Source organism: Vibrio sp. 16 (assembly GCF_963681195.1).
Classification (GTDB): Bacteria; Pseudomonadota; Gammaproteobacteria; order Enterobacterales; family Vibrionaceae; genus Vibrio; species Vibrio sinaloensis_D.
Genome location: NZ_OY808998.1, coordinates 1376200 through 1390125, shown reverse-complemented (window position 1 = coordinate 1390125; position 13926 = coordinate 1376200). Strand labels below are relative to the sequence as shown.

General features: G+C 47.0%; 13 protein-coding genes. 1 reads left to right on the top strand and 12 read right to left on the bottom strand.

The features are described from left to right. Positions 1–205: 205 nt before the first annotated feature. Positions 206–2206: a HAMP domain-containing methyl-accepting chemotaxis protein gene (locus tag U9J37_RS20445; protein ID WP_005474586.1), complete on the bottom strand. Its 2001-nt coding sequence runs from the start codon at positions 2204–2206 to the stop codon at positions 206–208. A gap of 281 nt (positions 2207–2487) precedes the next feature. Between U9J37_RS20445 and U9J37_RS20440 the strand changes: the two genes are divergently transcribed. After that, on the top strand, positions 2488–2763 hold the full coding sequence (locus U9J37_RS20440) for a hypothetical protein (protein WP_005474527.1): 276 nt from the start codon (positions 2488–2490) through the stop codon (positions 2761–2763). A gap of 60 nt (positions 2764–2823) precedes the next feature. On the opposite strand, the gene U9J37_RS20435 is transcribed toward U9J37_RS20440, so the two are convergent. The 11 genes from U9J37_RS20435 to U9J37_RS20385 all read right to left on the bottom strand — a co-directional run bounded on the left by U9J37_RS20435 (position 2824) and on the right by U9J37_RS20385 (position 13819). Then, positions 2824–3597, bottom strand: coding sequence for a DUF5718 family protein (locus U9J37_RS20435; RefSeq protein ID WP_005474558.1), 774 nt, complete (start codon positions 3595–3597; stop codon positions 2824–2826). A gap of 24 nt (positions 3598–3621) precedes the next feature. Continuing rightward, positions 3622–4548, bottom strand: a complete 927-nt coding sequence (gene citG / locus U9J37_RS20430; RefSeq protein ID WP_043887219.1) for a triphosphoribosyl-dephospho-CoA synthase CitG — start codon at positions 4546–4548, stop codon at positions 3622–3624. 16 nt (positions 4549–4564) lie between these two features. Continuing rightward, positions 4565–5086 carry a citrate lyase holo-[acyl-carrier protein] synthase gene (gene citX, locus U9J37_RS20425; protein ID WP_005474538.1) on the bottom strand — a complete coding sequence of 174 codons (522 nt, stop codon included), beginning with the start codon at positions 5084–5086 and terminating at the stop codon, positions 4565–4567. Between the two features lie 3 nt (positions 5087–5089). After that, complete coding sequence (gene citF / locus U9J37_RS20420) at positions 5090–6559, bottom strand: citrate lyase subunit alpha (protein WP_416200462.1); 1470 nt, start codon at positions 6557–6559, stop codon at positions 5090–5092. A 52-nt stretch (positions 6560–6611) separates the two neighbouring features. Further along, on the bottom strand, positions 6612–7490 hold the full coding sequence (citE, locus tag U9J37_RS20415) for a citrate (pro-3S)-lyase subunit beta (RefSeq protein WP_005474575.1): 879 nt from the start codon (positions 7488–7490) through the stop codon (positions 6612–6614). Next, complete coding sequence (gene citD / locus U9J37_RS20410) at positions 7487–7789, bottom strand: citrate lyase acyl carrier protein (RefSeq protein ID WP_038136616.1); 303 nt, start codon at positions 7787–7789, stop codon at positions 7487–7489. Before citD ends, citE begins: the two co-directional genes overlap by 4 nt. A gap of 231 nt (positions 7790–8020) precedes the next feature. After that, entirely contained in the window at positions 8021–8707 is a 687-nt protein-coding gene (locus U9J37_RS20405) for a response regulator (protein WP_005474544.1), read from the bottom strand. Further along, positions 8704–10341, bottom strand: coding sequence for an ATP-binding protein (locus U9J37_RS20400; RefSeq protein WP_043887209.1), 1638 nt, complete (start codon positions 10339–10341; stop codon positions 8704–8706). The genes U9J37_RS20405 and U9J37_RS20400 overlap by 4 nt, the downstream gene beginning before the upstream one ends. 100 nt (positions 10342–10441) lie before the next feature. Continuing rightward, a complete protein-coding gene (locus U9J37_RS20395) occupies positions 10442–11746 on the bottom strand; it encodes a sodium ion-translocating decarboxylase subunit beta (RefSeq protein WP_005474540.1) in 1305 nt (434 codons plus the stop codon). A 9-nt stretch (positions 11747–11755) separates the two neighbouring features. Further along, on the bottom strand, positions 11756–13555 hold the full coding sequence (oadA, locus tag U9J37_RS20390; RefSeq protein WP_005474564.1) for a sodium-extruding oxaloacetate decarboxylase subunit alpha: 1800 nt from the start codon (positions 13553–13555) through the stop codon (positions 11756–11758). A 9-nt stretch (positions 13556–13564) separates the two neighbouring features. Next, positions 13565–13819, bottom strand: coding sequence for an OadG family protein (locus U9J37_RS20385; protein ID WP_005474536.1), 255 nt, complete (start codon positions 13817–13819; stop codon positions 13565–13567). Positions 13820–13926 lie beyond the last annotated feature (107 nt).

Genomic DNA, 13926 nt, shown 5'->3' with positions numbered 1-13926 from the left:
CGTGTCGTCTTCCAGGTCATTTTTCGGATGACTCTATGCATAAGCACTCCATGTGGGCGATAGAGTGGTTAGAATGCAATAATAACCATATTTATTTTGTGACTTATTTCATGCGAGACGAATCCTAACCGTCTAATTTATGAGCAAGTATCAAAAAGCCGAACTCCATCAAAGTTTCGGTGTTCGGCTTTCGTACTTACTGGGATTAGGCAATTTTGAATTGCGCCATTTCCTGATTCAATTCTCTTACTTGCTCAGTCACTTGCTGTGAGACCTGATTTGATGAACTGGAAATATTGGCAACGCCTTCTACGGATTGATTCACTTGCGACATCAATGAGTGAATTTCTTGCGTTGCTTTCGATTGCATTTCAGCAGAATGAAGCAAGTCGTTCATCTGTTCGTTCAACTGCTCGATTTTCTCTGTGGTCGCATTTAACATGCCGTAGGCTTGCTCGGTATGCGATGCGCCATCCTCTGCTAGCACTTTGCTGCTGTCGATTTCGCTTACTACTGCCGCGGTAGACGATTGAATCGCATGAACAATGTTATTGATTTCCGTGGTTGATTCCGTCGTTCGTGTTGCAAGTAAGCGGACTTCATCAGCAACGACCGCGAAACCTCGTCCATACTCGCCTGCACGCGCCGCTTCAATGGCGGCGTTTAACGCGAGCAGATTAGTTTGCTCAGCAAGCCCTTCGATAACTTCTGTCACGCGACCAATCGCCTCACTCTCTTTGCTCAGTTCGGCCACTTGCACACTCGCTTTCTCGATCGTTTGATGCAAAGCCGTTACCGTTTGTCTGTTTTGCTCAAGCGCTCGCGATCCGACCGCAATTTGGCTTTTCGACTCAGACAAGTTATCGACCGACAACTTAGCATGGTTGGCCGTATCTGCCGCCGAATGACTGACGTCTGACACTTGCTCATTCACAAGTGACATAGTCGACATCTGCTGCTCAACTTGTGCAGAAGTGTTGCTGTTCGCTTCTTGAAGCGTTGTCATGCTTTCCGTCACGATTTGGGCTTTGTTGGTCACTCCACGAACAATGTTTGAGAGCGCATCGTTCATCTGGTTAATAGAGCGAGTCAGGCTTGATAACTCATCATTGCCATCCACCGCAAGTTTCGCTTGAGAGACATCCCCCTTGGCAATCGCTTGAGCACGCTGCGACACAATGGCGACACGTCGCCCAATGCTCTTACCCATGTACGTTGAGACGGTTAATGCCACCAGCACAATCACCACAGCCGATCCAAACAACAGCTGAACCACAGCTGACACCGAACTAAAGATTCCAGCGCCACTAGAATCGGCTTGATTTTGCTGGCGCACGATCAAGGCTTCTAGCGAGCCATTTAAACCCTCGACTGCGGGAATCAGCTCCGCAGCCATTTTCTGATTCGCCATATTCCAGTTTGGCGCTTTTCGTAACTCTATCACTTGCTGGGCTATCGGCAGGTAAAGCTGCTGCATTTCTTTAAACAGTGACCACAAACTTAAATCACTGTCAGATAACAACGCTTTCTTGGAATCAATTTCTGCCACAAACTTGTCGTGAGATTTGAGAAGATCTTGATACTTTTCTAAATGTTCCGGCTTGCCATATTGGAGGAAGTCACGCATTGATGAAAGCGCATTGGCAAGTGAGGTATAGCTGTCGGCGTAAAGACGAAACAAGCGCTTTCTATCTCCGCCTTCTTTATTCCCCGCCTCGTCGTTGATTAAGCCTTGGATTTGATCCAATGCCACTTCAGCAATTGGGGCGGCTTCATTTAAAAACAGGGAATGCGCAGGTAAGTTCTCATCAGAATGGCTGAGATCTACTATCTCTAACACCAGTTGCTTGAGTGTTTGCCAACGTACCTGAATCTGTTGATAGGCTTGCTCTTCGAGCAAAACTTCAAGTTTAGGCAGACTCTCTTCCACCTCTATGATGACGGCATCTAGCTGTGTTTTTTGTTGCTCACCAAGCGCTTCATCACCGCCGAGCAACATGTAGGCACGTAGTGTTGAAATGGTGGCTTGCAATGACTGCTGAATTGAACGCCCCGTATCGACGGTGGGTAAATCGGACTTGAGCAACGACTCGGTGTGCAACTCTACCGTGTTAATACTGCGGTAAATAAAAAGCGCTGAAACGATAAAAAGTACTGCAAGCGACAGAAAACTGAACTGTAGCTTCCCTGATATCGAGAGTTTCATCCTAATAACTCCTAGTTTAATGGCTCCCTAACTATAGCTTTTTGGTTATCAATGTTAAACATTTGTAAAACAATAAAATAAACTTTTGCATGAATCCTTACCGCTTTGAGCTAGCGTCGGTCAAAGTGACTGCATTTCCCACATACGCCTACTTTTAAACAGAATTAAGTTCATTTGTGCCAATAACGACATTATTCCCTCAACAACATGAGGGTTAATTCAAAACTCTGCTACCACCACAGATTTACTATGTAGTTAAAGCTAAACAGCGAGGTAGCGACATGATAGTAACGAATGCATTCAGCGATAAGCTCAGTGAAGAATCAAAACAAAATTGGCTGAGCTATTGGAAACACTTTTCTGAACAAGATTACCATTACTGCGCAGAGAGAAACTGCACAAAACAGCATCAACATGGGGTTCTAGTTACTCAATCCTCTTTCTGCCAAAGGGCGCTGTTTGTTGTGCCACTGTGTGCGGAACACAGCAATAGCTTCGTCAGCCAAATTGAGATTGATGATGGTGCCAGTATCGTTCCAACAGAGCTAAGTTTATAGGATTTGTAGGGATTTTGTTGGAACTCGAGCAATGACCACGTTTTTGTCATTGCTCTTTTTTTATCTCACGATTTGAGTAAATGATAGGATTGCGCCAGAGTTCATCAGTTGCTCACGACGAAACATCTCCTCAACGATGGCTTCATCGATCAACCGTGCGTTATATGCTGCAATGTGGACTTTATCGTTGGGCTCTAAAAAGTGCGCTTCTCCCCACTCTGTGTAGTTTGGCGCGCCAGTATAAAGGATCAGCTCTTTGGGGTAGCCAAGCGCCCTGAGCTTAGGCAAGATTTCTTCGTACATTCCTTCGTCAGCTTGGTGATTAATTCTTCCCACCATCCAAGCCATTAAGTGACAGTAAAAAACCTTAAGTTCGGTACAACTTACCGACGGGGTTGCCAAGTGAAATTCTCCGTTACGCTCAATATAGGAGACCAGTTTAATGTTTTCATCGTAGTTTGCCGGTGACAACCGCGATACATTCCACCAATGACGGTTGATGCCTTTTGAGTGTTTCCCCCATGACTTTCGCTGTGAAATTTTCGTACTTCCAGCAAGATTTCGAATGGTCACATCGTTGCCGATGGAGATGTGGGTGGTCATCAGGGAGTGGACTTTTTGGTCTTGATATTCCACCTGACAACGCAGGACAAACTCGGGTTCTATGTCGACGTTACTGCCCTGAGTTGGGTATGAGAGCGAAGGCCCTGACGTAATCGTATGATCTTGCGAGCAGTCGATGACAAAAATGCCATTTGGTAATGCATTTTCTTCAACGTTTTCAGCTCCGCTTAGGTGACCGGAAAAGTTTCCAATAATTCCGAGACTTAACATGACTTTACCTTAGTTATTTTAGAGTTATGTGAGTTGCTTGTTGATCAGCACTTGCGAACAAATGTCCAACTGTGCCAAAAGCCAAGTGGCGGCCAATAGATCGGCACTGCCTCCGGGGCTAATGTTGCGTTTGATGAAGCGTTCATCCAGTGATTGAAGATGACTTTCCAGCTCTTGGTGTGTGGTTATCGGAGAGGCGAGAATCTGCTTGGCTTGCGCTTTGACAAATTTAAGCCCCGGCAGCCCTGCACGGTTAACCACATTGGTATCTTGATTGTTTGCCATCAAAGCCAGCAACGCGATGCTGAGTGCTTTCTCTTCCGACTCACCGCGATTGATTGAGTGATGATAGGCGGGCAACCCGTGATTAAAGATGGTCGGATAGCCTTGCTGCGCTTCGCCGCGAATGCCAGTGAAGCCATATTGAATAAACAAACGCTCACCCGCGGTTTTAGGCTCGCCTGACATCATCCTTAGTTGCTCTTGAACCAATCCAGAGCAGCACTCTTTGATAACGGCGCGAACCCGTTTTGAATCGTAACTGATGCCTTTGCGATGAAGCCAACCGACCGCACCACAAATGACACCCAAGGTAAAAATCATACCTTTATGAGTATTCACACCTTGGGTCGCATGATTCATTGCCATTTCAGCGCTTAACCCCACTCTGCGCAGCGGCTCAAGGAGATCGCGAGCGTGTAGCGACGCCGATTGGTACCCTGCTCGGACAAACTCTTTCATGTAGGGGCGAAGTGCATCGCAACTGGCAACAAACGTCTTAAGATCCATGTCACTGTGCGCCCCGGAGTTAGCGCAATCCACCAACCCGGGCTTGGGTGTTAAGTGAACTTCTAACATCATCGCATGGTAAGCAAGGTTGCCCGCTAAGACGCAGATATTGAGTCGCGATCGTCCAGTGACATCAGGCTCGTATAGGCTGCAATCGTCCATCAGCCATTCTAGTGTTTTATTGGCATGCATTGATTAACTCCGTCATTTTTCTGATTAGCTGCTGAGGGGAATGCGCTTGCTGGCGAATACAGGCTTTCGCCTCTTGATCACAAACGAGGCAGCGTCGCTTTGGGTGTTTGATAACCGTTCGTGATATTGGCCGAGCGTCAGTGCGAATCACATCGATATCAAATAAACGCCCCAGTCGGTGTGTTTCTTCAATAGAGACCATCGTTTGTTTGAGCAGAAGAATGTCGGCAGTATCGACGATCATCAGGAGTTCATAACCCGTATCGGCTTCGATCACGTCCAGTTTTAACGTCGCCATGTTTGCTTTCATACAGGCGTTGATGATCGCTTTATAGCCATGCTCAAAAGCCACTTTGGCGATAAAGTTTTTCTTAACTGCCCCCACCATGTTGATGGTGAAACTTACGAGTGGCAAAGAGTGGGCGTTGACCCACTCTCGCTGTTTTACAGCCCGAAGCTCCCTGCTTTCCAGTATCTGCTCTAAACTGGCAATTGGACCGTCATACACAAGCTATTCCTTGACTTGTTTAATCACGTCAATGACTGAGCCATCTCGATAGCGGACGATCCCCACGACCTTATCGGTATATCGAATCGGTCGCGGCTCTCCCGTGAGCAGTTGGGCACGCTGTTGAAGCTGGTCGATCGTCACCAAGGGCACGCCTTCTTTCTCTAACCGCTGTGCCACTTCGGTTCGATTTGGATTTACGGCGATACCATGATCCGTCACGAGTACATCAATTTGACTGCCTGGCGTGACAATATTGAGAACAGAATTGACGACGGTAGGAATGCGACCTCGGACAAGTGGAGCAACAATGATTGTTAGGTTTGCCGAAGCCGCAGTATCACTATGACCACCCGAAGCGCCGCGAATCACCCCATCGGAACCGGTAATCACGTTTACGTTGAACTCGGTATCAATTTCAAGCGCACTTAGAATCACCACATCCAGCTTTTCAACAGCGGCACCTTTAGATGAAGGGTTCGCATACTGGTTAGCCGAGATTTCAATGTGGCGAGCATTTCGGGCTAACGAATCAGCCGCATTTGCATCAAAGGACTGCACATCGAGCAAGGTTTCGATAAAGCCTTTTTCATGCAAATCGACCATCGTTGACGTAATACCGCCAAGTGCAAAACTGGCTTTGATTTTGTTGCGCTGCATTTTCTCTTCAAGGAAACGAGTTACCGCCAGCGAAGCACCACCGGAACCCGTTTGCATCGAAAATCCATCGTAAAAATAACCGGAATACTCGATAACCTCAGCGGCGCGGCGCGCGATCAACAACTCACGGGGATTATTGGTCATACGTGTTGCCCCACCGCCAATTTTCGACGCGTCACCCACGCTGCTCACTTGCACAATCGCATCTACGCAATCTTGGGGAATAGACGCAGGTTGATTTGGGTAGTCGACGATCTGCTCGGTCAAAAGAATGGTGTGCTTCGCATGTAGAGCATCGATTTGCGCGTAACCCAATGAGCCACATCGCGCTCGCCCATTGACCGCGTTCGCATTGCCAAACTCATCACTGGTCGAGACCGCCAGAAAGGCGACATCAATCTCCACTTCGCCGGACTCAACCAAATGCACTCGCCCGCCATGAGAATGGATATGAATGGGCTCTTCCATCAAGCCGCGTGAAATCTCTTCCGCCAGTTCACCGCGTAGCCCTGATGTATAAATTTTGCTGACCACACCAGAGCGAATATGCTCAACCAATGGTGCGTGAACATCCGACAAAGAACTGGACGCAAGCGTGAGGTTTTTTAGCCCCATTTCCGCGATTAAGTCCATCACCAAGTTGATGGTTTTATCACCGCCACGAAAAGAGTGGTGAAATGAGACTGTCATACCATCTTGTAGGCCACTCGCTTCAATGGCGGTTTTTAAATCATCGTACAGTTTGCGCGCTTTGCGGTTGGTACTATGAACCAAGTGAGGCGTAATGGTGTGTGGACCTGCATACGGCTGCAAATGGTAGCGCTCTGATATATCAAGGTTGTTGTGTTTCATCTTACGTACTGCCTTACCGTTTGATTCCAGACTTTGCGCGCTCAAGTGTCCAACGAGCTCGCTCTATAATGGGCGCATCGATCATTTTGCCGTTGAGCGACACCACACCCGACCCTTTGCTCTCTGCTTCAGCCGCGACTTCTATCACCGCGAGTGCGTAGTCCACCTCCTCTTCTGACGGGGCAAACACATTGTGAAGTAACTCAATCTGACGAGGGTTAATCAGCGACTTGCCGTCAAAGCCCAAACTATGGATGTGCCGCGCTTCTTTGAGGAAACCTGCCTCATTCCCGGAATCGGAATAGACCGTATCAAACGCCATGATTCCCGCAGAGCGAGCCGCTTGCAAAATCGCACAGCGCGCAAACAGCAGCTCGGTGCCTTCGGCGCTACGCTGGGTTCTCAAGTCTCGAACGTAATCTTCTGCACCCAGGGCAATGCCGATGAGCCGTTTGGAAGCATGGGCGATAGACACGGCGTTGTTGATGCCCATTGCCGATTCAATTGCGGCGAGCATTTTGGTAGCGCCCAACTCGCGACCAAACTCCACCTCGGCTTGTTCAATCACCATTTCCATGTCGATGACATCTTGCAACGTGTCTGTTTTTGGCAAACGGATAACGTCGACACCCGCTTTCACCATCGCCATGACATCGGCGGGTCCAAAATCTGAATCCAGTGCATTGACACGAACGACGGTTTCAATGTTCTGATAAAGTGGATGCTGTAGTGCGTTGTAGACCAGCATTCGCGCCGTGTCTTTTTCTCGCAGTGATACCGAATCCTCGAGATCAAACATGATGGCGTCGGCATCATAAATAAACGAGGTACTTAACATGGCGGCATTTGATCCCGGAACAAACAGCATGCTGCGTCTTAGTGTTTCGCTCATATTGCCCCCCACACAAGTTGGTGACAGTGATTGCCTTTTGCCGCACGCATAATTGCCGCTTGGACACGGGCTCGAATAACACAATCAAGCGCGCCCTTGTCATTGACACTAAGACGAACGGCACTGACTCCCATTTCCTCGAGAGTAGACATGATCACATTGCGTATAGCGGGCTCAAATTGCTTCTCTACAGAGCTGATGATTTCCACATCAATAGAACAACTCGACGCGGGCGAAACTTCGACAAGCACATCGCTTGATTCCAAAGTCCCAGCATATGAGCGCTGAAGTATTTCCATAATGGATCCTTAGGATAGGTTTGGATTAGAACAGACATTGCGGGCAGTGAGGTCACTGTCTGCATGGGTCTATTGTCAGTGAACCAGTAAGGATATTGATGGACTGCGCTCAAATTTCACCATAGGGTAAAGTTGACTTATGGTTTCAATGAACTTAATTGATTGGCTGCTAAAATTAAAACGCCTTACCCTCGAAAGAGTAAGGCGTTGTCTTATTGGCTAGATGAGTAATTAATTGCGAATATAAACCCGCTCAGGACGGCCAACTCGACCATGTTCGTTTTCAACCGAGAGAAATCCGCTCGCTGAACAGTACTCAAGATAACGTCGTGCCGTGGTTTTACTGATCCCCACAGCTTCACCTAATGTCTCTGCGGTAAATTTCATCCCACAGTTGGCATTAAACACCTGATGAATTTTATCCAAGGTGAGCTCGCCGATCCCTTTCGGCAATCGACTGGAACTTTTGTCCCGCGCTTGCATGTTGAACAAGTCGTCGACATGGCGCTGACTGATGGTGTCGAACGCTTTAATCGCACAGTTGTATTTAAGATAACGATTGAGCGTTTCTTGCAGCCTTTCGTAAGAGATAGGTTTCAAAAGGTAGTCGAAACAACCGCAATGTAAGGCTTCTTTCACTGTATCCATCTCGCTCGATGCCGTCACCAAGATCACATCAGGTTGCGGAGACTTTTTGTCTGCAATGATTTCACGAAGTAAATCAATTCCACGACCATCCGGTAAGTAATTATCTAGAATAATCAACTTAGGTTTGTGAATGCGAATCATGGTTCTCGCCATCGCGAGGTCAGAGGCGATTCCTATCGGGTTAAATCGCAATGTTTGACGAAAAAACTGGGCATGCAGCTCCGCAATTCCAACTTCATCTTCAATAATTAAGACATCTATTAAATTCATGCTTCTGTACCTTTAATCGGAATAAAAATAGAAAATATCGTTCCTTTAGGCTCAGCATCATCGACCAGGATGACACCTCCTGCATTTGTCACGTATCGATTGATCAAATACAGTCCGATGCCATGCCCCTCCCTATCATCTTTGCTGGTCACGCCGCGGCTAAAGATAGTACTAGCAATATCGTCAGAGATACCGCACCCATTGTCAGAGACTTCGATAACGAGATCGCTACCCGCATCCGTAATCAAAACATTGACAACTTTTTCGCTAGCAGGATTTTTCAACGTGGCTTCAAAGGCATTATCAATCAAATTCCCTATGATAGCTGACAGCTCATTTGGCTCTATTGAAGCATTTTGTTTTGTTAGTTGGCACGTTGGATCGAATTTTAACTCCAGTCCTAATTCACAAGCTCTGGCATATTTACCCAGTAAAATGCCCGCGACTTGTTTTAATAGAATTCTTGAGCTAATAAAATCGATGAGTTGTTGTTTTCTTGTACTTTCACTATTAATTAATTCTAATGCTGCGTTATATTCTCCTATTTCTATTAAACCACTGATTGTTGATAATTTATTCGCATGTTCATGTCGCATCACCCGCAGGTTGTCAGTATATTGCTTGATCTGTGTCAACTCCGCCGCCAATGAATTAATATCATTCTTTGCGCGAAAACTCACCACCCAACCAAATAGATCTTCTTGATCGTATATTGCGATTCGGTTAGCGATGACGGTTTGGCCATTTAAAACAATAATTTCGTCTTTGACATTTTTTTCAAACGGCGTTTGAAAAAAGAACTGCGAGTTTGAAAGATATTCTAAGATTGAGCTTGATTTTAATTGTTCGAAATAAGACTCAATACGAAGAATTTCCGCTGCGCTTTTATTCACCGCTAGGATCTTACCTTTTCGGTCAATCGCAATTACCCCTTCGTACACCGAAGTTAAAATGGACTTCTGCAAATGAAGCGCCAAGCCAATCTCAGACGGCTCCATGCCATTCATTTTCTGTTTAATGTGGTTTGAAAAGTACCAAGCGCCGACAGCAGTGATCACTAGCATCATCAAAAGTTCGACCAGCAGAGGCTCTGCGTAAAACGCCACCCATTGGTCAAAGCGGTTGAACAAATATCCAACAGAAATAACGCCGATGATTTGGCCATCAAAATCAACGATCGGCGCTTTACCGCGCACCCCGTAACCTAGGCTTCCTTCACGAAGTGAAATATAGGATTGACCCCGTTCAAGGACACCTGCGTTATCGCCACCTTGCATCGGCAAACCAATATTCTCTTTCACCGGGTGGGAAAGTCGAATGCCTTTTTCATCACCAATCACTATAAAGCTGGCATCTGATATTTTGTGTAAACGACCGATAAGTCGTTCTATTGCAGGAACGTTTTTAATTCTTACTTCTTGAATTAATTCAGGATCACTGGCGATTTCTTTCGCTTGAATTAATGCACGTGTACCGACTTGATGCTCTAAAGTATCTAATAAGCCTTGGTGAAAATTGGTCGTCACAATGGCTAGTTGTACGATCATCAATCCAAAAATTAATATAAAAACGCGACTTCTAAAAGTGAGTCCACTTTTTAAATTACCCAGCAGTTGCATAACACCTGCTTTCATACAAATTCCTTTTCCCATACTTTTTCAAGTATATTTTCAGACAGTGTGCCAGATTAATGATAAAAAGGAAGATAACCAGATCTTCCTTTTTATCTATTTACTAGCCTCCGATCACATACTTGATCATTACCCCTGCTGCGACAGCAGATCCAATAACGCCAGCCACGTTTGGGCCCATCGCGTGCATCAATAAAAAGTTTTGGCTGTTCGCTTCTAAGCCCACTTTATTCGACACTCGCGCCGCCATCGGCACTGCCGACACACCTGCTGAACCAATCAGCGGATTGACCTTCTCTTGGCACACTTTGTTCATGAGTTTCGCCATCAATACGCCTGTTGCGGTACCAATACAAAACGCGACGATACCCAGTGCAAGAATGCCCAATGTTTGTGGTTGCAAGAACTTATCCGCCATTAACTTAGAGCCGACTGACAAGCCCAAGAAAATCGTCACGATATTGATTAAGCCATTTTGCGCAGTATCGCTGAGACGCTCGACCACGCCACATTCACGCATCAAGTTGCCAAAACAGAACATACCCAATAGTGGCGTCGCGGACGGGAGCAACATCGCAATCAAGATAAGCAGCATGAGCGGAAAACAGACTTTTTCCAGTTTGCTGACACTACGCAGCTGCGTCATTGAAATCTTGCGCTCCTCCGCGTTAGTTAGCGCTTTCATAATTGGCGGCTGAATCATCGGAACCAATGCCATGTACGAATACGCCGCTACCGCAATGGCACCAAGCAACTCAGGGGCGAGCATACTCGATACGTAGATTGCCGTTGGGCCATCTGCGCCGCCAATGATGCCAATCGCAGCCGCTTGAGCGACACTAAAGTCCATAATACCCAGCTGACTAAGACCAAGCGCGCCCAATACGGTTGCAAAAATACCAAATTGAGCCGCCGCCCCTAGGAGCAATGTTTTCGGGTTAGCAAGCAGTGGTCCAAAGTCTGTCATTGCACCGACACCCATAAAGATAACTAACGGGCCAACACCAGAAGCGATCGCTACACTGTAGAAGGTGTACAACATGCCATCGGTATAGTTGAACTCCTGTGCGAGCAAGTTCAGTTGCACTGTCTCCATCGGCGTGGCCATTTCATAAGCATGTTTCAAACTCTCTTTGCTTATGTCGGCCACATTTAGAATGGCATTAAGTGCTTGATAGACTTCAGCCTTGCCACTGTATATTGCCGCTTCGACACCGCTGACCGCGAGGTTGGCATCAGGCAAGTTAGCCAAGATGCCACCCAAACCAATCGGTACCAGCAGCAACGGTTCGAATTTCTTCACGATCGCAAGGTACAGAAGAATCAAACCGATAAGCAACATGACCGCTTGGCCAAATTGCAGATGGAGAAACCCGAAGTCTTTAATTAACGCAATTACACTATCCATAGCTGCACCTTACGCCAATGCCAGCAGTGAATCGCCAACTTGTACTGCGTCACCCTCGTTGACTGAAACCGCTTCAACCACCCCATCTCTCGACGCTTTGATTTCGGTTTCCATCTTCATCGCTTCAAGAATCAGAAGGACTTGCCCTTCTTTAACTTGTTCACCCGCTTTGGTGTGTACCTTCCAGATATTACCTGCCAAGGGTGCAGCCACTGTTTCAACGTTACCTGAAGGAGCAGTTGGCGCCGCCGAAGCAGGGGCTGCTTGGGGGGTATCTATTGTGCTTTGGGCAAGAACTTCTGGGTCTGCGCCCTCATTAACTTTGACCACATACGCTTGATTGTTCACATTGACGGTGTATAGACCTGGCTCAGTGGCGACTTTCTTATCATCTGCTTTCGCTGGTGCTTGCTCTGTCGGAATCGGTTCAAACGCATCTGGGTTGTGGCGGTTTTCTAGGAACTTCCAGCCCACTTGTTCAAACAATGCAACGGTCAGGACATCATCGATCACATCTTCCGTCAGCGAGATGCCTTTCTCTTTCGCCTTTTCTTGAACATCCAATGTTAACGCTTCAATTTCTGGCTCAATGAGATCTGCCGGGCGACAGGTGATGGCCTTTGCTCCTTCGAGTACTTTCTCTTGCAAAGCAATGTCTACTGGAGCAGGTGTTTGACCATACTCACCTTTAAGAACGCCAGCCGTTTCTTTGGTGATGGTTTTGTAACGCTCGCCCATCATCACGTTGATCACGGCTTGTGTGCCGACAATTTGCGAAGTTGGTGTCACCAATGGAATGTAACCCAAATCTTTACGAACTCTTGGGATCTCTTCCAGTACTTGGTCTATTTTATCGATGGCATTTTGCTGCTTGAGCTGGCTTTCCATGTTAGTCAGCATCCCACCAGGAACTTGAGCAACTAAGATTCGCGAATCCACGCCTTTCAGTTGCCCTTCAAAGACATGATATTTCTTACGAATTTCGCGGAAGTACGCGGCAATATTCTCAAGTTTTGAGATGTCTAACCCTGTATCGCGATCAGTCCCTTGCAAGGCAGCAACGAGCGATTCTGTCGCCGGATGACCATAGGTACCACTCATCGAGGAAATCGCGGTATCAACGCGATCAACACCCGCTTCGATCGCTTTTAGCAACGTCATATCCGCCATACCCGCCGTTGCGTGACAGTGCAGGTGCAGCTCTACATCGAGCTGTTTTTTTAGCGTGGAAACTAAATCGCTCGCTTCGTACGGCGTCATGACACCCGCCATATCTTTTATAGCGATGGAGTCGACGCCCATCTCTACCAACTGCTCAGCAAGGTTGACCCAAGAATCCATGGTGTGAACTGGGCTCGTGGTATAACAAATTGTCCCTTGGGCGTGCGCACCTTGCTTTTTCACCGCTTCGATAGCACGTTGTAAATTGCGAGGGTCATTCAGCGCGTCAAAGACACGAAAGACGTCCATACCGTTATGAACCGCGCGCTCTACGAACTTATCGACCACGTCATCAGCATAGTGGCGGTAACCTAAGATATTCTGCCCGCGAAACAACATTTGTTGCTTGGTGTTTGGCATCGCCTTTTTTAGCTCACGAAGCCTTAACCAAGGATCTTCGCCTAAGAATCGAATGCACGAATCGAATGTGGCTCCGCCCCAACTCTCCAACGACCAATAGCCGATTTGGTCAAGTTGTTCAGCGATCGGCAACATATCATCCAAACGCAGTCGCGTAGCAAACAGTGATTGGTGAGCATCACGCAGGACAACGTCCGTAATTCCGAGCGGCTTTTTAACATCAGACATCGATTTCTCCTAGATTTTAGCGCTGTTAGTTTTGAGTTGGTTATGATGGTGAATCGCGGCAGTGATCGCGGCGACAAGGTTGCCATCCGACGGTGCGTGACTGATTGATTCATTGACGGTTTCTGTTTTCGGTGGTTGAACGAACGAGGCGACTTTGGTTAGCAGTCGAATGGCTCCTACCATCAAACAGAGAAAAAAGAAGACGAACCCCATGCCTAAGCCCATGAGAACGAAGCCTTCATAAATGATTGGTTGTTGACTCATTATGAATACCCATATTAAAAGAGTGGTATGAGTCTAAGTTGAAGCTAGAAATCACTTCGTGAAGCGCATCATCGTAATAGCTCCCCCTTAAGTGCATTAATGGCGTT

Coding starts and splice junctions, on each gene's coding strand:
- U9J37_RS20445 (WP_005474586.1), bottom strand. CDS start 2,206: ATGAAACTCTCGATATCAGGGAAGCTACAGTTCAGTTTTCTGTCGCTT.
- U9J37_RS20440 (WP_005474527.1), top strand. CDS start 2,488: ATGATAGTAACGAATGCATTCAGCGATAAGCTCAGTGAAGAATCAAAA.
- U9J37_RS20435 (WP_005474558.1), bottom strand. CDS start 3,597: ATGTTAAGTCTCGGAATTATTGGAAACTTTTCCGGTCACCTAAGCGGA.
- citG (WP_043887219.1), bottom strand. CDS start 4,548: ATGGACGATTGCAGCCTATACGAGCCTGATGTCACTGGACGATCGCGA.
- citE (WP_005474575.1), bottom strand. CDS start 7,490: ATGAGCGAAACACTAAGACGCAGCATGCTGTTTGTTCCGGGATCAAAT.
- citD (WP_038136616.1), bottom strand. CDS start 7,789: ATGGAAATACTTCAGCGCTCATATGCTGGGACTTTGGAATCAAGCGAT.
- U9J37_RS20405 (WP_005474544.1), bottom strand. CDS start 8,707: ATGAATTTAATAGATGTCTTAATTATTGAAGATGAAGTTGGAATTGCG.
- U9J37_RS20400 (WP_043887209.1), bottom strand. CDS start 10,341: ATGAAAGCAGGTGTTATGCAACTGCTGGGTAATTTAAAAAGTGGACTC.
- U9J37_RS20395 (WP_005474540.1), bottom strand. CDS start 11,746: ATGGATAGTGTAATTGCGTTAATTAAAGACTTCGGGTTTCTCCATCTG.
- oadA (WP_005474564.1), bottom strand. CDS start 13,555: ATGTCTGATGTTAAAAAGCCGCTCGGAATTACGGACGTTGTCCTGCGT.
- U9J37_RS20385 (WP_005474536.1), bottom strand. CDS start 13,819: ATGAGTCAACAACCAATCATTTATGAAGGCTTCGTTCTCATGGGCTTA.